We start from the raw sequence: 16,364 nt of genomic DNA on the forward strand, positions 1-16,364 counted from the left end.
CTTTAGAAAAAAATTAGAATTCTATTAGAAAAGAAAAAGCGCCTACTGAAGAGTAAGCGCTTGCTGATTTAAAAATGAATCGTAAATGTGGTTCCTTTTCCTACTTGAGACTCCACTTGCAGTCTACCTTTATGTAGGTTGATAATTTTATTAGTCAACGGCAATCCAATGCCATTTCCTTCTTTGTAATTTTGATTCTTACCGCGATAAAAAGGAATAAAAATATGCTCTAAATCTTCGGTTGCAATTCCGATACCATGATCTATTACCTGAATAACAAGATGGTAATTTTCATATCGAACCTGGATAATACACGCCTTTTGATCCGAGAATTTACAGGCATTTTCGAGTAAATTGACCAAAGCTACTTCCAGCAAATAAGGGTTTGCATATACCATCATCCTCTCTTCACTAGTGACCGTTTCATCGATTACAAAGTTAAATTTGTAAGAAGCATTCATTTTTTGCAACTTCTGACAAGCATCCAAAATAACCTCATCCACGCGAATCGATTTAAACACAATTTCGGTGGGATCATAGCTTGCTTTGGCAAAATCCAATAAGCTATTGGATAAACGCACAATTTTTTGTGAATCGTTTAATGCGTTTTGAATGGTCTGAATGTAATATGCTTGATCGTGTTCTTTATTTAACGCCAACTCTAACTCTGCAATAATCGCTGCTAACGGAGTACGCAATTCATGGGATATATTGGAAACAAATTGCTTTTGAGAATCAAAAGAATTTTCTAGGCGATTCAGCATTTCGTTAAATGTATCTGCTAATGCCCCTAGTTCGTCTTTATTTTTTTCTGTACTGATTCGCAAGTCTAAATTAGTCGCGGTAATTTTATTGACCTCATCATTCATTTTCTTTATGGGAAGCAATACTTTTTCTGCAAAAAACAAGCCGACAAAATAGATAACCAAAAGAGAAATAACCACTAATACGACAATGGTCACAAAGAGGTTTTGCAACTTGGTATAGCCGTATTCGTCATAGGCAGTTGCAGTGACAATATAGTCCTGATTATTAAAGGAGTACTTCATTCCAATAACCTGCCAATCTTCTTGTGTATAGTGTAAACTTCCGTTGTCGATAATACTACTGATCATTTCCTTCGTTTCTTTTACCCGATCAATTTCTTCAGCATCGTGATACAACAGATGAAAATCATAATCATAAACAGCTACCTCAACCTCATTGATAATCTCGCTATTATTGAGGTAAATTTTATGTAAAGTAGCCGGTTTTACTTGAGCTTCTAAAAACAGTTTTGCCTTCGTAATCGCTTCTTTTTCAAGCTCTCCGTAAAATTCCACTTCTCTTCCCTTGGAGGAAGACCAATAAATTACGCTGGCAAAAACCAACAATATAGAGGCTACTAATAGGGTAAATAGCAGCGTAAGTCTCGTTTTAATTCTCATGGCTTTTCAAGATAAAACCCATTCCTGACTTGGTATGAATCAATTTGTTGTGTACATCAAGTTCAATCTTTTTTCTCAGATAATTGATATATACATCGATAAAATTGGTTCCAGTATCAAAATGGGTGTCCCATACTTTTTCCGAAATCTCGGCACGAGATAACACGCGTTCTGGATTTTCCATCATGTACTGCATGAGGTTAAATTCTTTAGGTGTCAGATGAATTTCTTGTCCTGCGCGTTTAAATTTTTTCTGATTCAAGTCAATTTCTAAATCGGCGTACTTTAAAATAGGGCTACTAGTTTCAGTTGCCTTTTCAAATCGCTTCAACAAGGCTCGAATGCGCACATAAAGCTCTCTTAATTCAAAAGGTTTCACCAAATAATCATCTGCTCCTGCATCAAACCCCTCCACTTTATCATCTGTTGTTCCCAATGCGGTCAGCATGATAATGGGTGTATTGGGGAGGATCTGTTTGAGTTCTTTACACAGGTCTATTCCGTTCATCTTTGGCAAAATAACATCCGTAATAATCAACTGATATTTTTTCTGTAGGGCTAATTTCTTACCCATATAGCCATCATAAGCCAAATCTACCTCAAAGTTTTGATCTTGTAAGCTGCGTTGAAGTAGTTCAGCAACGCGAATATCGTCCTCTATTACTAATATTTGACTCAAAAGATTATCCATTTAAATTAATCTGGAGCAAGATAAGTCTTTTTGCAAAAAAAGAGGTTGTTTATACAATAAAACAACCTCTAATTCCTTTGCCAATCTTTTTGTCCATCACTAGAAAAGCAACTCAGAAACGACAATTTCTGTGATATACTTTTTGTTTCGCTCCTTGTCTTCATACGAACGATTCACGAGTTTTCCTTCAATCGCTACTTCTTTTCCTTTTAACACATACTTTTCAGCAATATCCGCTAATTTGCCCCAGGCGACGACGTTGTGCCATTGCACATTTTCAATTTTTTCGCCTTTGTCGTTAAAGTAAAATTCATTGATTGCTATTGAAAAAGTAGCTCGTTTTTTCTCCGTACCAAAAATGATAATTTCTGCATCTTGTCCTGCTCGTCCTATTAATTGAACGCGGTTTCGTAGTGAACTCATAGTATGTGCTTTTTAATTAAATTACGTATTATTTTTTCAGCAAAAAACACACCAAACAAGATGGGTTACACCCATTTACCCTCTAAAATATTTACTTATTAAAAGTATTATTTGTAATTTGCAATAAAAAATTCATGGATACGACAATTAACAAGATTGAACTTCGCAACCTCCAACTTGACGATTACTTGGAGCTTAAAAATTCAATGCTTGAATCTTATACGGGGATGGAAGATCCTTATTGGGATAAAAGTGAAATAGAGAACTTACTGAGTATTTTCCCAGAGGGACAGTTAGTCGTTCTGGTGGATGACATTGTTGTAGGATCAGCACTTTCTATTATCATTGATGAGAAAAAAGCCATGGCTGCCCATAATTACGATCAAATTACGGGTTATTCCTCTTTTAGTACCCACAACCCTAAAGGAAATGTACTGTATGGAATTGACGTTTTTATTCACCCCAAATACAGGGGATTGCGTTTAGGTCGTCGATTATACGATGCGCGTAAAGAGTTATGTGAGCAACTGAATTTAAAATCCATTGTATTTGCAGGAAGAATTCCAAAGTACGCCAAATATGCGAGTGAACTAACCCCAAAACAGTATTTAGAAAAAGTTAGAGCCAAAGAAATTAACGACCCTGTGATGTCCTTTCAAATGTCGAATGACTTCCACATGGTACGCTTGATGCGCAATTATTTGGATGGAGATAAAGAATCGAAAGATTACGCTGTTTTATTGGAATGGAACAACATTTACTACGAAAAAGAAGTACAGTTAATCAACACCAAAAAAAGTGTGGTTCGCCTAGGGTTAATCCAATGGCAAATGCGTCCGTTTAACGATTTGGAAGAATTCTTTGATCAAGCTGAATTCTTTATTAACGCAGTTTCAGATTATGAAAGTGATTTTGCGATGTTTCCTGAGCTATTTACAGCACCTTTAATGGCCGCATACAATCACTTATCCGAAGCAGACTCTATTCGAGAACTAGCCCGCTATACCACCCCCATTCGCAAGCGATTCCAAGAATTTGCTATTTCGTACAACATCAATATTATCTCAGGGAGTATGCCTTATATCATTGACGGTACTCTATACAATGTTGGCTTCCTTTGTAAACGCGATGGTACCTACGAAATGTATTCCAAAATACACATTACACCAAATGAAGTACACTATTGGGGGATGCAAGGAGGTTCTGCTATTCAAACTTTTGATACAGATTGTGGAAAAATCGGTATTATCGTTTGTTATGATGTGGAATTTCCAGAACTACCGCGCTTACTTGCAGAAGAAGGTATGGAAATTTTATTCGTGCCGTTCTTAACGGATACACAAAACGGATATACCCGCGTACGCAACTGTGCTGCCGCGCGTGCCATTGAAAACGAATGTTATGTAGCTATCGCAGGATGTGTAGGAAACTTACCGAAGGTAAACAACATGGATATTCAGTTTGCTCAAGCAGCTGTTTTTACGCCTTCTGACTTTGCCTTCCCAACAAATGGGGTTAAGGCAGAGGCAACACCCAATACGGAAATGACCTTGATTGTCGATGTTAATCTCGATTTATTAAAGGAATTACACGAACACGGAAGCGTTCGTATTATGAAAGATCGTCGTTTAGACCTATACAACCTACAAAAAAAAGAATAACGCTTGTACCATACTAAAAAGCCTGAGAAAAACTCAGGCTTTTTAGTATGGTACAATTGCGTCAAAAATTAGCATATTTCAGATTTTATTCTCGCTAAAATAGGTAGATATTTGACTGGTGGTTTAGTCTGCGATTAACTATTTTCCATGGATCTAATTCACCATACCCAACTCCCAACTTTATGGAAGAATCATTAAACTATACGCGTATAGCAGAAGCAATTGAGTATATCCAAGCGAACTTTAAGCGACAACCTCGTCTAGAGGAAGTTGCAAGTGCCTTGCATTTAAGTTCTGCGCATTTTCAACGCTTATTTACAGCTTGGGCCGGAACGAGTCCGAAGAAATTTTTACAATTTACAAGTTTAGAATACGCCAAATGGCTGTTAAAAGAACAACAAGCAACTTTATTTGATACCACCTTCGAAACCGGTTTATCAAGTACGAGTCGTTTGCATGATTTGTTTATTACTCTAGAAGGAATGACACCTGCGGAGTATCAAAATGAGGGGCGGCAATTAACTATAAACTACAGCTTCGCCTCTAGTTTTTTTGGCACTATTTTGATTGCCTCAACGGCAAAAGGAATTTGTCATCTTGCCTTTGTCACAGAAGAAGTGATAGCCGTACAAGAGCTAAGAGCTAAATTTCCTCAAGCAAGCTTTCAGGCACAAACCGATCACTTACAGCTGCAAGCCTTACAAATCTTTCAACACACCCAACCCGATTTGAATCAAATCAAATTACATTTGAAAGGAACAGAATTCCAACTTAAAGTTTGGCAGAGCTTATTGACTATCCCCATGGGTGAATTGACCACGTATGGAGCAATTGCACAAGCCATAAACAATCCCAAAGCATCAAGAGCAGTAGGCACGGCTATTGGAAGCAATCCCGTTGCCTTCTTAATTCCTTGTCATCGCGTTATTCAATCCTCAGGGATCTTTGGGAATTACATGTGGGGAGCTACGCGCAAAACGGCTATAATTGGCTGGGAAGGTGCACAAGTATATGGAGAAAAAGAATTTAGTAAAGACCATGCCGATGGACTTATTTAGTATTTCCAATGATTCCTTACACAATCACCTCCCTTATCAAGGAACGGTTCATTTTTATGGCTATATCTTAACGGCTGAAGAAGCTGTTTTTTACCTAAATCATCTCCTCAACAAGATTGAATGGAAGCATGACGAAGCGATTATCTTTGGAAAAAAAATCATCACCAAGCGCAAAGTAGCCTGGTATGGTTCACAGCCATTTCCATATACCTATTCTAAGGTGACCAAACTCGCTTTACCGTGGACGCCAGAATTGTTGGAATTAAAAACGCGTATTGAAAAAGAAACAGGAGAAACTTATAATTCTTGTTTGCTCAATTTATATCACGATGGCAGTGAAGGTATGGCTTGGCATAGCGATGGTGAAAAAGATTTAAAAAAACATGGCGCAATTGCCTCTTTAAGCCTAGGTGCTACACGAAAATTTCTATTCAAACACAAATCTACCCAAGAGAAAGTAGAATTTACCTTAGCTAGTGGGCATCTACTTGTTATGAAAGACGAGACTCAAACCTTTTGGTTGCATCGGTTACCTCCAACTAAAACCGTTCACCATCCAAGAATTAATTTAACGTTCCGTACCATTGATAAATAAAAAACAGCTCCCCCCACACAGAGAGAGCTGTCCTAAACTAAAAACATACTAATTATTCTAGCATTCAATTTCTATTTTGACTACTAGAAGGTATAAACAACTGAAATATTTTCTTATAGCAAAGATGTAGGACAAACAAAAGCTGTTTTTTCAAAGGTCGTTATTGGGGCTATAGCCTGAAAACCACCTACTACATCTACTACTTTTAAAAACCCTTGCGCTCGTAGTATAGAAGCAGCAATCATACTGCGATAACCACCAGCACAATAGATAACTTGTGTTTTTTCTTTATCTAACGTGTGTATTTTTTCTTCTAGTGTGTTCAAAGAAACAAAAACCGAATCAACTAAATGCTCCGCTTGGTATTCACTTTCTTTCCTCACATCTAAGACAATCGGCTTTTCGCTTTGAACATAGGCTTCAAATTGATGTGCTTCTAAACGCGGAATCACCTGTAAGTTTCTATTTGCGTTCTTCCATGTCTCTATTCCCCCTTCTAAAAAACCAACAGTGTGATCATAACCAACGCGTGATAAGCGAATCATACTTTCTTCTTCTTTTCCAGGTTCCGTAATTAAAACTAAAGGTTGTTGGATATTCTTAATCAGCTCACCTACCCATACTGCGAAAGGACCATTCAAACCAATGTTAATGCTCGTTGGAATAAATCCTTTGGCAAAATCTTGGGGCGAACGCGTATCGAGTACCAGAATTTCATTCGTCGCCTGCATTTCATCAAACATGGCTAGCGATAATGGTTTGTATGCGCGATCGAGTACTTCATCGAGTTGTTCATATCCCCCTATATTGAGCAAGACATTTTTCGGAAAATACTGAGGAGGTGTTGCTAAACCCGTTAATAACGCTTCGACAAATTCATCTTCCGACATATCAGCACGGAGTGCATAATTGGTTTTTTTCTGATTGCCCAACGTGTCTGTTGTTTCCTTACTCATATTTTTACCACATGCGCTTCCTGCCCCGTGATTTGGATAGACAATCAAATGATCGGGTAACGGCATAATTTTATGGCGTAGCGACTGATACAAATGTCTTGCTAGTTTCTCTTGTGTTAATTCTGACTTCACCAACTGTACTAAATCTGGTCGACCAACATCACCTATAAACAACGTATCTCCTGTAATGATGGCATGAGGCTCTCCTGCTTCATCAAAAATCAAATAAGTACAACTCTCCATCGTATGTCCTGGTGTGTGTAATACTTGTATTTTAACTCCCCCTACTTCAAAGATTTGATTATCTGTTGCGATAATTGCCTCATAATTCGGAGATGCGGTAGGCCCAAATACAATAGATGCGCCTGTTTTTTGCATTAAATCCAAATGTCCACTGACAAAATCAGCGTGAAAATGCGTCTCAAAGACATACTTGATAGCTGCATGGTCTTGTGTTGCTCGATTAATATACGGTTGCACATCGCGTAAAGGATCAAAAATAGCGGCTTCACCTTGACTTGATAGATAATAAGCTGCATGTGCAATACACCCAGTATAAATTTGTTCGATTTTCATGGTACACGATTTAGTGAAGTAAAAGTACCTCATCTCAGAAGAATTTTAAATGACAATTATCATGAATACTTCAGCTATTTTTGACTTATTTTAATATTTTATTCACAATTAGAGGCAGTTGAAGTTATATATTTTTCGTAAATTAGGAAAAACTAACAATTATGAAAAACTACAAAATAGCCTCGCTTAAAAAGCTAGAAGAGCAAGGTAAAAACATGCATCGTCTGCCTTTTTCAATTCGAATTTTATTGGAAAACGTTTTGCGCAATCACGATGGTTTTGCCATTACCGATGAACATATTGACACCTTAGTCAATTGGCAACCTCAACCCACCGACAAAGACATTCCCTTTAAACCCGCTCGTGTCTTGATGCAAGATTTTACGGGTGTTCCTGGTGTGGTGGATTTAGCATCTTTACGCGCTGAGTATGTACGTCAAGGCAAAAATGGAGAAAAAATTACCCCGGCAATTCCTGTTGACTTAGTTATTGACCACTCGGTGCAAGTAGATTATTTTGGAACAGATTACGCCTATAAAGAAAACGTTACGAAAGAGTATGAACGCAACGCAGAACGCTACGAACTACTTAAATGGGCACAACAAGAATTAAAAGGCTTTACGGTTGTTCCTCCGGGAATGGGTATTTGTCACCAAGTAAACTTAGAATATCTCGCACAAGGGGTTATCAATCGCGATGGTTGGTTGTTTCCAGACACTTTAGTGGGGACTGATTCACATACGCCAATGGTCAATGGAATTGGAGTAATCGCATGGGGAGTTGGAGGAATTGAGGCGGAAGCCGCTATGCTAGGTCAACCGATTTACTTTACATGTCCAGAAGTAGTGGGTTTAAAACTAACAGGGAAAATTCCAGAGGGCGCAACTGCAACTGACATGGTTTTATCGATCACAAAAGTATTGAGAAACCAAGGAGTCGTTGGAAAATTTGTTGAGGTCTATGGTGATGCACTAGATTACCTATCTGTAACAGACCGCGCGACCATCTCTAATATGTCTCCAGAGTTTGGATGTACAGTAACCTACTTCCCAATAGACAACCAGACCTTACACTATATGCGTCAAACGAACCGAGACGAAGATCACATTCAATTGGTTGAAGAATACTGCAAAGAAAATCTTTTATGGCGTACAGGTAAAGAGGACATCACATATTCGAGTGTAGTGGAATTGGATTTAAGTACGTTAGAACCTACTGTTTCAGGACCAAAACGCCCTCAAGACAAAATTCTAGTACGCGATTTAGACAAAACCTTCTCTGCTTTATTAGAGGAAGAATACAATCGCACCTATGTATCGGTAAAAGATAGACGTGAATCCGCTTGGTTATCTGAAGGAGGGTCCGGATCGGAATATATCTTCAAACAAAACGGCACTCCAGCAAGTCAATCCACAGAAGTAGTAAAAGAAGACATGCGTGCGGTTCGCATCAAACAGAAAAACAAAGAGTATGTAATAAGTGACGGTAGCATTGTTCTTGCTGCAATTACCAGCTGTACGAATACGTCAAATCCAGAAGTAATGATTGGCGCAGGGCTAGTAGCGCGAAAAGCGATACAACGCGGACTCCGCACAAAATCATGGGTTAAAACGAGTTTGGCACCAGGTTCTAAAGTGGTGACTCATTATTTAAATCGCTCCGGATTATCGGAAGATTTAGAAGCGTTGCGTTTCCATACTGTAGGCTATGGCTGTACCTCTTGTATTGGAAACAGTGGCCCACTACCTGCTCCAATTGCAGAAGCAGTTACTCAGGGTGATTTAGTTGTGGCCTCCGTACTATCAGGAAATAGAAACTTCGAAGCAAGAGTGCATTCACAAGTTAAAATGAACTTTTTAATGTCGCCTATGCTTGTTGTTGCCTATGCGTTAGTTGGACGTGTAGACATTAACTTAATGACTGATCCGCTGGATTATGATCCAAATGGAGAACCCGTTTACTTAAGGGATATTTGGCCTACACATGAAGAAATTAGAGCTGTCATTAACGACTCACTAAAACGAGAAGATTTCAAAGCCGTTTACGATCAAATATTCGAAGGAGAAGAAAACTGGAAAAACCTTCACGCTCCTAAAGGAGCGAGTTTTGAATGGAATCCTACATCTACCTATATTCGCCATGCACCATTTTTTGAAAACCTGCCAGAAGAGCCAAAGCCACTAGCGGATATCAGTGATGCACGCGTCTTACTGTATTTAGGAGATTCTGTAACTACAGACCATATTTCACCTGCAGGTTCCTTCAATGAAGAGTCAGCAGCAGGAAAGTATCTATTATCTCAAGGGGTTAAACCTGAAGACTTCAATTCATACGGATCTAGACGTGGAAATCACGAGGTGATGATGCGAGGTACCTTTGCCAATGTTCGCATTAAAAATAAAGTGGCACAACGTGAAGGGGGATATAGTACGTATTTACCAACAAACGAGTCCCTAACTGTGTATGATACTGCAATGAAGTACAAAGAAACGGAAACACCGTTAATCGTACTAGCAGGGAAAGAATACGGAAGTGGTTCTTCACGTGATTGGGCTGCCAAAGGAGCCTATTTATTGGGAATCAAAGCGGTTATTGCAGAAAGTTTTGAGCGCATCCACCGCAGTAACTTAATCGGAATGGGAATTGCTCCTCTTCAGTTCTTACCAAATCAATCGGCAGCAAGTTTAGGGTTGACAGGAAAAGAAACGTATGCAATTACAGGATTAGCAGAAAACCTCACCCCGCATAAGATAGTAGAAGTAACAGCAACGAATGAAGCAAATCAACTGATTAAATTTCAGGCATTAGCACGATTTGATTCACTTATTGAAATTGAATATTATAAAAATGATGGAATTCTTCAATACGTATTGAGAGATTTCTTAAAACAATAAACAAAAAAGGCTGTTCGATTGAACAGCCTTTTTTTTATACAAATCCTCGTTTGATTGCTTCTTGTACTAATGTAGCTGAATCTACTGATCCAAAAGCAGCTTTCATCTTGGCAATTCTCTTTTTTATCGTTGGTGCTGACAAGGGTACATAATGTTCTAAATCAATCAACTTATGTCCTTTCGCTAGTAATAGTAAGATGGCGCGATTGTAATCGTCATACATGACCTCTTTGCTAATCATCTCTTCTAAGCATTGTTTGACTAATGGACTTTGATAATCATGCCCTTCTAACACAGTATGAACGAGATCAATCAATACCTGAGGCGTTATCTCATTTTTTCCAATAATGCAGGTAGGTCTGATGTTTTTCACGATATCGTATATCGTCAATATTTCTGTATGCCCTGTAATGGTAATCGTTTTACAAGTCGGCATTACCTTTTTCATGTAACGAATAATATCCCCTCCGTTTTCCCATGTAGAATTTTCTCCTTGAGGTAAAGAAAAATCAACCAGCGCAAATTCATAGGTTTGTTGTTCTGCGATTGCTTGATCTATTTTTTGTTTAGCATCCGTGCAATCAAAGGCTTTTTCAAAAATCCACCCCTGGGCAAATTCACCATGACTCGACAAAGCCATTCGATATCCTTCTAAAATCAAAGGATGATCATCAACTAACAAAATTCTCTTCATAAACAATCTTTACTTTAAGTCTGAATGCTTTAAAAATTCTAATATACAGGTCTTCCTCTTTTTTTGGAACGATCAAAACTTCAATCGATTTTAAATGTAAAATCAAATTCTTACCCGTCGTTGCTAATGTAATAAAAAACACCTTTCCTTGGTCATTTTATACTCGTATTTGGTCATTTTTATCCTAAAAGTATCAACCACTAAAAAAAATAAGCCAATTAGTGAACTAATTGGCTTATCAGGTATGGAATTACGTTTTTTTAGATTAATCCGTTTGCGACTAAATACTCTGCAATTTGAATCGTATTCGTTGCGGCTCCTTTTCTTAAATTATCCGCTACAACCCACATATTCAGGGTGTTCGGTTGTGTTTCATCACGGCGAATACGCCCAACAAAAACATCGTCTTTACCTTGTGCATAGATAGGCATCGGATATGTATTGGTATCTGTATTGTCTTGGACTACGATACCTGGAGTTTCATGTAAAATTCTACGGACATCTTCTATAGAAAAATCGCGTTCAAAAGCCACGTTAACTGCTTCACTATGTCCTCCAACAACGGGGATACGCACTGCAGTTGCCGTTACAAAAACTGTATCATCTGCTAATATTTTCTTGGTTTCATTTACCAACTTCATTTCTTCTTTGGTATAACCATTCTCCTCAAAAACATCACAATGAGGCAGTGCATTGCGGTGGATTGGATAAGGATAAGCTAGTTCTCCTGTTTCTCCCGCATATTCATTTTCCAATTGTTTAACTGCTTTCACACCAGTTCCTGTAATGGATTGATAGGTAGAAACTACGACGCGTTTTACGTTGTATTTTTCATGTAATGGCGCCAATGCCATTACCAATTGGATGGTCGAACAATTGGGATTCGCAATAATTTTATCATCTTTAGTCAAGCTAAAAGCATTGATTTCAGGAACCACCAATTTCGTCTTCGGATCCATTCGCCATGCTGATGAATTATCAATAACCGTTGTACCAACCGCTGCAAATTTTGGTGCCCATTCTAGTGAAATAGAGCCCCCAGCTGAAAACAATGCTATTTCTGGTTTCATCTTTACAGCTTCGGCCATTGATTGGACTACAAATTTCTTTCCCTTAAACTCTATCTCATTTCCTACGGACTTCTCAGAAGCCACCGGTATTAATTCTGTTACTGGAAAATTGCGTTCTGCTAATACTTTTAGCATAATCTCTCCTACCATTCCGGTAGCGCCTACTACTGCTACTTTCATCTTAAATAATAATAATTATCGTTGTTACATTTTACTTCACACCAATTGCATATCTCTAATTTGCAACTGGTTACTTACCTCACCTTTCCATTCATTTTCTTCAATCGAATACACTAAATCGAAAAAAGTTCGGTTTTTAATATCGTCTAAATACTTTCCAAAAGAGAAGCCGATAGCACTAAACCCTTTGTCCAGGTGTCCGCGTTGTCTGACATACATCTTCAAGTGTTCTTGATTTGCACCCAGTGCTCTTGCGTAACCGGTGTCATATACATTTTTTGTCAAGAATACAGGGCTCATATTTTCAGGACCAAATGGTTCAAACTGCTTCAAGATACGGCAAAACTTTGGTGTTAACACATCAAAGTTTAAGATGGCATCAATTTCCACTTCTGGAATTAAATCGCGTTCTTGGATGGTACTAGCGACTACCTCTTCAAATTTTGCTTTAAAGTTGAGGTAGTTCTCTTTCTTACAGGTCATTCCTGCGGCATACATATGTCCACCAAACTGAATCAGCTCATCTGAGCAGGCTTCTAAGGCAGCGTATAAATCGAAATTTTTGACTGAACGCGCTGACGCGGCTAATACATCTCCACTTGCTGTAAATACGACCGTTGGTCGGTAATACGTTTCGATTAAACGAGAAGCCACAATACCAATTACTCCTTTGTGCCAAGATTCGTGAAACACAACGGTTGCTTTGTTGTTAATCTCTCTATTTTCTGTAATTTGATTTTTAGCTTCTTCCGTAATATTTTGATCAAGTACCTTGCGTTCTTCATTAAAGGCAATAACCATTTCGGCCGTTTCTTCCGCCTCGCGCATGGAGAAATGGGTTAATAAATCTACTGCGTAATTTCCGTGTTGTATTCGCCCGGCAGCATTAATTTTCGGTGCTACTTTAAATACAATATCACTAACAGTATAGCTACTTTGTTTATATATATTTAATAGCGCCTTTATACCTGGTCTTGGATTGCTGTTTAAAACCTCCAATCCAAAATAAGCTAGAATTCGATTTTCACCTGTAATCGGCACAATATCCGCACCGATAGCAGTAACGACCAAATCGAGATAAGGCATTAAATCTTCTATTGTTTGGTTTCGGTTTACGGCTAATGCTTGTACGAGTTTAAACCCAACACCACAACCGCAGAGTTCATCATAAGGATAACTGCAGTCGCTTCGTTTAGGATCCAATACGGCTATGGCATTGGGTATTACATCACCAGGGAGGTGATGATCACCAATGACAAAATCCACTCCTTTTTGCTTCGCGTATTCCACATGCTCTACGGATTTAATTCCACAATCTAGTGCAATAATCAATTTCACTTCATTGTCCGCAGCATAGTCAATGCCTTGGTAGGACACTCCATATCCCTCTTTATAACGATCTGGAATATACCGATCTACCTGAGGATAGTACGATTGAAGATAAGAATATACCAGAGCTACAGCCGTAGTACCATCCACATCATAATCACCAAAAACTAAAATATTTTCTTTTCTCTCAATAGCCTCTTCTATTCTTCGGACTGCCTTATCCATATCTTTCATCAAATAGGGATCGTGCAACTCGTCTAAAGAAGGGCGAAAAAAACGCTTAGCTTGTTCATAGGTTGTGATACCGCGATCAACGAGTAGTTGAGCTAAGACGATATCAATTCCCAATACCTGAGCTAGATGATGAACACTTTTCTGATCTTTTACCTCTTTTAAAGTCCACCGCATTATTGTTGCTTATGGTAATGAATATTCGTTTCGACTTTCGCAAACTGCGTAAACATATGCATTACACCACAATATTTTTCTATCGATAAATCTACTGCTTTCTTTAATTTACCTTCATCGAGGTTATCGCCATAGAAGTGATAATCCACGATTACAGTATGGTAAATAGCGGGATCTTCATCTGTTAATAGTCCTTCTGTTTCGATTTTAAAATCGGCAACATCTAATCTCATTTTTTTGATTAAAGAGGCAACATCTAAGCCTGAGCATCCTGCCAATGCAGATAACATTAATGCTTTGGGTCTAAACCCTTTGTTATCTCCTCCATTTTCTGGACCGGCATCAATACGCATGGTTTCTCCACTTGGATTCGTTGATTCAAATTGCATATTCTCTAACCTAGTAGTTGTAACTTTATGTGACATATCCTTTTCTCTTTTATCAAAAATGTATTATTAATTCCTACTGCTATTGCTTTTTACCCGCAACAACGACAACTATTTCTCCTTTCGGAGGTTTTTCTTCGAAGTGCTTCAATACTTCAACTACCGTTCCACGCACGGTTTCTTCGTGTAACTTCGATAATTCTCTAGAAACTGAGATGATGCGATCTTCTCCGAAATAGGTTTGAAACTCACCCAGTGTTTTGACTAGTTTATGTGGTGAAACGTAGATAATCATGGTTCTCGTTTCTTCTGCTAATTGCAGATAGCGTGTTTGTCGTCCTTTTTTATCGGGTAAAAACCCCTCAAACACGAATTTATCATTCGGCAATCCACTGTTGACCAAAGCAGGTACAAAAGCGGTTGCTCCTGGTAAACACTCCACTTCAATTTGATTTTCGACACAGGCTCTTGTCAATAAAAAACCTGGATCAGATATGGCAGGTGTTCCTGCATCGGATATCAAGGCAAAAGTTTCTCCCGTTTGCATGCGCTTCACTAAACCTTCTACTGTTTTGTGTTCATTGTGCATGTGGTGGCTCATCATCGGTGTATTCACCTCAAAATGCTTTAACAGTTTACCGCTATTTCTCGTATCTTCTGCTAAAATATAATCTACCTCTTTCAATACCTTAATGGCACGGAAAGTCATATCTTCTAAGTTGCCAATCGGTGTTGGTACAACGTATAATTTTCCCATAATCTTATTCGAAACGCTTTTCAATTAACGCCATAAAACGCTCAGCATATTCTTCTTTTCCTTCCCAATTATTGTATTCAGGTTTAACCAAGTGCTCTACAAAGCTTCTCGCTTCATCATATGTGCTTACCGTATTCAATTGAGATAAAACGCGATTAAAATCTTCCGAACTATTAGCGAATAGATGTTTTTCAAAAGCAATACGGTCATTTAATCCAACCATAATCGTACCGCGATAGATCTCGTTAATCGATTTCTTTACAATTCGGGGTTCTCTCACGGATACCTGTTCTAAATTAAACAACATATTCTGTTGATGCTCACTAGCTTCCTCTTGATTCTCTTCTTTTTCTTCTTCTTGAATGGGTTGTTCTTCTTTTTGTTGTGCAAAGAAACTTGCTGTAGATTGGTTTTCTTCTTCTGGTGTTTTTTGATCAACTACTCGTTCAAACATACTGTCATCCACGAGAATCACATCTTCCTTTGACAAATCATCTACTCGAATAAACTCAATTTCTCCAAAGTCAAATCCTTCAAACGGATTTACTTCTCTTTGATCTGCAGTTAAAGGAGTAACTACTTCTTGTTCTTCCCTTTTTTCCTCTTGCATTTCAAAAGGTTCTTCTTGTGCTGCTGTTTCAGCGACAACCTGATCTGCTAACTCTTCTTCTAAGATTTCGGTCACATCTTCTTCTGTCCATTCTTCCTCCTCTTCCTCTAGTTCACCTTCCTCTTCTTCTAGTTCATCTTCGGCTTCCTCTTCTTCCGCAAAAGCCACGAGTTCCTCGTCCTCTTCTTGTTCAAATTCAAGCGTTGTATCTTCTTCTTGTACTTCAACAGCAATTTCTTCTTCAAGAGCTTCCTCTGTTTCTTCTTCAACTAAAATAGGGGAATCAAACTCGATGACAGTTTCTTTTTCTGCTTCTACAACAATGGGATAATCCTCTCCGATTAAATCGACTGGAATTTGAGAACGCGTATCTTCTTCTGGAGTAGGAACAACCTTCGTTTCTGCTTCATTTGCTTCTACCTGAACTACAGCGCTTAATTTTGCTACTAACTGATCTTCAGTTATGTCGTCTACAAGTCCTAACGCTAGGTTATCTTGATAAAATTTTAAAATTTGAAGCTTCTCATACAGTTCTTTGGCTTCAACATATAACTTATCCACATCAGTATCCTTCATCTGCAACACGCGATGAACGATGCTCAACAACTCTCCCTCTAAGACTTTCTTCATAACTTTTAATTTCATTAGT

General features: G+C 38.3%; 14 protein-coding genes. 4 read left to right on the forward strand and 10 right to left on the reverse strand.

Annotation, left to right across the window (positions count from 1 at the left end; all coding sequences use genetic code 11):
- Positions 1-68: 68 nt before the first annotated feature.
- The 3 genes from FBR08_RS05435 to FBR08_RS05445 all read right to left on the reverse strand — a co-directional run bounded on the left by FBR08_RS05435 (position 69) and on the right by FBR08_RS05445 (position 2,541).
- A complete protein-coding gene (locus FBR08_RS05435; protein ID WP_158961786.1) occupies positions 69-1,427 on the reverse strand; it encodes a sensor histidine kinase in 1,359 nt (452 codons plus the stop codon).
- Entirely contained in the window at positions 1,417-2,118 is a 702-nt protein-coding gene (locus FBR08_RS05440) for a response regulator transcription factor (RefSeq protein ID WP_158961787.1), read from the reverse strand. The genes FBR08_RS05435 and FBR08_RS05440 overlap by 11 nt, the downstream gene beginning before the upstream one ends.
- 99 nt (positions 2,119-2,217) lie before the next feature.
- Positions 2,218-2,541 (reverse strand): single-stranded DNA-binding protein, encoded by a 324-nt coding sequence (locus tag FBR08_RS05445; RefSeq protein WP_158961788.1) that lies wholly within the window; start codon positions 2,539-2,541, stop codon positions 2,218-2,220.
- Between the two features lie 134 nt (positions 2,542-2,675).
- Here FBR08_RS05445 and FBR08_RS05450 point away from each other — a divergent pair, with 134 nt between their 5' ends.
- The 3 genes from FBR08_RS05450 (at position 2,676) to FBR08_RS05460 (ending at position 5,855) form a co-directional block, all read left to right on the forward strand.
- Positions 2,676-4,202 (forward strand): GNAT family N-acetyltransferase, encoded by a 1,527-nt coding sequence (locus FBR08_RS05450; protein ID WP_158961789.1) that lies wholly within the window; start codon positions 2,676-2,678, stop codon positions 4,200-4,202.
- A 182-nt stretch (positions 4,203-4,384) separates the two neighbouring features.
- The gene (locus FBR08_RS05455) at positions 4,385-5,260 is read left to right on the forward strand and encodes a methylated-DNA--[protein]-cysteine S-methyltransferase (protein WP_158961790.1); all 876 of its coding nucleotides are present in this window, start codon (positions 4,385-4,387) and stop codon (positions 5,258-5,260) included.
- Positions 5,247-5,855: an alpha-ketoglutarate-dependent dioxygenase AlkB family protein gene (locus FBR08_RS05460; protein WP_158964177.1), complete on the forward strand. Its 609-nt coding sequence runs from the start codon at positions 5,247-5,249 to the stop codon at positions 5,853-5,855. The genes FBR08_RS05455 and FBR08_RS05460 overlap by 14 nt, the downstream gene beginning before the upstream one ends.
- Before the next feature lie 113 nt (positions 5,856-5,968).
- Here the strand turns inward: FBR08_RS05460 and FBR08_RS05465 are convergent, their stop codons facing one another.
- Positions 5,969-7,387 (reverse strand): MBL fold metallo-hydrolase, encoded by a 1,419-nt coding sequence (locus tag FBR08_RS05465; protein ID WP_158961791.1) that lies wholly within the window; start codon positions 7,385-7,387, stop codon positions 5,969-5,971.
- A 161-nt stretch (positions 7,388-7,548) separates the two neighbouring features.
- Here FBR08_RS05465 and acnA point away from each other — a divergent pair, with 161 nt between their 5' ends.
- A complete protein-coding gene (acnA, locus tag FBR08_RS05470; protein WP_158961792.1) occupies positions 7,549-10,281 on the forward strand; it encodes an aconitate hydratase AcnA in 2,733 nt (910 codons plus the stop codon).
- A gap of 34 nt (positions 10,282-10,315) precedes the next feature.
- On the opposite strand, the gene FBR08_RS05475 is transcribed toward acnA, so the two are convergent.
- From FBR08_RS05475 to FBR08_RS05500, 6 genes are all read right to left on the reverse strand, one after another.
- Complete coding sequence (locus tag FBR08_RS05475) at positions 10,316-10,975, reverse strand: response regulator (protein ID WP_158961793.1); 660 nt, start codon at positions 10,973-10,975, stop codon at positions 10,316-10,318.
- Between the two features lie 260 nt (positions 10,976-11,235).
- On the reverse strand, positions 11,236-12,225 hold the full coding sequence (locus tag FBR08_RS05480) for an aspartate-semialdehyde dehydrogenase (RefSeq protein WP_158961794.1): 990 nt from the start codon (positions 12,223-12,225) through the stop codon (positions 11,236-11,238).
- A gap of 36 nt (positions 12,226-12,261) precedes the next feature.
- Positions 12,262-13,962: a single-stranded-DNA-specific exonuclease RecJ gene (gene recJ / locus FBR08_RS05485; protein ID WP_158961795.1), complete on the reverse strand. Its 1,701-nt coding sequence runs from the start codon at positions 13,960-13,962 to the stop codon at positions 12,262-12,264.
- A complete protein-coding gene (locus tag FBR08_RS05490) occupies positions 13,962-14,387 on the reverse strand; it encodes an OsmC family protein (protein WP_158961796.1) in 426 nt (141 codons plus the stop codon). The genes recJ and FBR08_RS05490 overlap by 1 nt, the downstream gene beginning before the upstream one ends.
- 43 nt (positions 14,388-14,430) lie before the next feature.
- Positions 14,431-15,105, reverse strand: a complete 675-nt coding sequence (gene rsmI, locus FBR08_RS05495) for a 16S rRNA (cytidine(1402)-2'-O)-methyltransferase (protein WP_158961797.1) — start codon at positions 15,103-15,105, stop codon at positions 14,431-14,433.
- A gap of 4 nt (positions 15,106-15,109) precedes the next feature.
- Positions 15,110-16,345 (reverse strand): hypothetical protein, encoded by a 1,236-nt coding sequence (locus tag FBR08_RS05500; protein ID WP_233266258.1) that lies wholly within the window; start codon positions 16,343-16,345, stop codon positions 15,110-15,112.
- Positions 16,346-16,364: the final 19 nt, after the last annotated feature.

Origin of the sequence: Myroides fluvii (assembly GCF_009792295.1) — a bacterium.
Taxonomy (GTDB): Bacteria; Bacteroidota; Bacteroidia; order Flavobacteriales; family Flavobacteriaceae; genus Flavobacterium; species Flavobacterium fluvii_A.

Excerpts from the sequence above, each read along its gene's own strand:
- FBR08_RS05435 (WP_158961786.1), bottom strand. The coding sequence starts at position 1,427 with ATGAGAATTAAAACGAGACTTACGCTGCTATTTACCCTATTAGTAGCC.
- FBR08_RS05440 (WP_158961787.1), bottom strand. The coding sequence starts at position 2,118 with ATGGATAATCTTTTGAGTCAAATATTAGTAATAGAGGACGATATTCGC.
- FBR08_RS05445 (WP_158961788.1), bottom strand. The coding sequence starts at position 2,541 with ATGAGTTCACTACGAAACCGCGTTCAATTAATAGGACGAGCAGGACAA.
- FBR08_RS05450 (WP_158961789.1), top strand. The coding sequence starts at position 2,676 with ATGGATACGACAATTAACAAGATTGAACTTCGCAACCTCCAACTTGAC.
- FBR08_RS05455 (WP_158961790.1), top strand. The coding sequence starts at position 4,385 with ATGGAAGAATCATTAAACTATACGCGTATAGCAGAAGCAATTGAGTAT.
- FBR08_RS05460 (WP_158964177.1), top strand. The coding sequence starts at position 5,247 with ATGGACTTATTTAGTATTTCCAATGATTCCTTACACAATCACCTCCCT.
- FBR08_RS05465 (WP_158961791.1), bottom strand. The coding sequence starts at position 7,387 with ATGAAAATCGAACAAATTTATACTGGGTGTATTGCACATGCAGCTTAT.
- acnA (WP_158961792.1), top strand. The coding sequence starts at position 7,549 with ATGAAAAACTACAAAATAGCCTCGCTTAAAAAGCTAGAAGAGCAAGGT.
- FBR08_RS05475 (WP_158961793.1), bottom strand. The coding sequence starts at position 10,975 with ATGAAGAGAATTTTGTTAGTTGATGATCATCCTTTGATTTTAGAAGGA.
- FBR08_RS05480 (WP_158961794.1), bottom strand. The coding sequence starts at position 12,225 with ATGAAAGTAGCAGTAGTAGGCGCTACCGGAATGGTAGGAGAGATTATG.
- recJ (WP_158961795.1), bottom strand. The coding sequence starts at position 13,962 with ATGCGGTGGACTTTAAAAGAGGTAAAAGATCAGAAAAGTGTTCATCAT.
- FBR08_RS05490 (WP_158961796.1), bottom strand. The coding sequence starts at position 14,387 with ATGTCACATAAAGTTACAACTACTAGGTTAGAGAATATGCAATTTGAA.
- rsmI (WP_158961797.1), bottom strand. The coding sequence starts at position 15,105 with ATGGGAAAATTATACGTTGTACCAACACCGATTGGCAACTTAGAAGAT.
- FBR08_RS05500 (WP_233266258.1), bottom strand. The coding sequence starts at position 16,345 with ATGAAGAAAGTCTTAGAGGGAGAGTTGTTGAGCATCGTTCATCGCGTG.